Below are 383 nucleotides of genomic sequence, written 5' to 3' on the forward strand. Positions count from 1 at the left end.
TTTGCGGGCTGGACATTACGGCCCTCCTGGAAAAAGTCCCGATAGGGTACGCAGTCCAGGCCGAGCTTGAAACCCAATGATAATGATAGTGATTATCGGAAATGGTAATAATTTGAAACAAAAGGCGCCCGGTGGATGGGCACCTTTAATGACGCGTTATATACGGTAGGTACTTTTTGTCATCACTTTGGCCAGCACGCTCATGCCAAACTTGATCGGCGCGGGAAACCGAAATCCACCCGCATCCAGGGCACTTTCGGCATGGCGCTCTTCATCGATACGCATCTGTTGCAGGATCGCGCGGGACTTTTCATCCTCGGCGGGGATTTGCTCAAGATGTTCGTTGAGGTGTTTGCAGACCTGATCTTCAGTCGCTGCCACGA

At 51.7% G+C, this 383-nt stretch carries 1 protein-coding gene; it reads right to left on the reverse strand.

Going from position 1 to position 383, the window contains the following annotated elements; genetic code table 11:
• Positions 1–156: 156 nt before the first annotated feature.
• On the reverse strand, positions 157–383 hold a 227-nt coding region (locus SxD43FB_RS24415; protein WP_176482939.1), incomplete at its 5' end, for a demethoxyubiquinone hydroxylase family protein.

This window comes from Sphingobium sp. D43FB (genome assembly GCF_002312805.1).
In the GTDB taxonomy this organism is placed as follows: Bacteria; Pseudomonadota; Alphaproteobacteria; order Sphingomonadales; family Sphingomonadaceae; genus Sphingobium.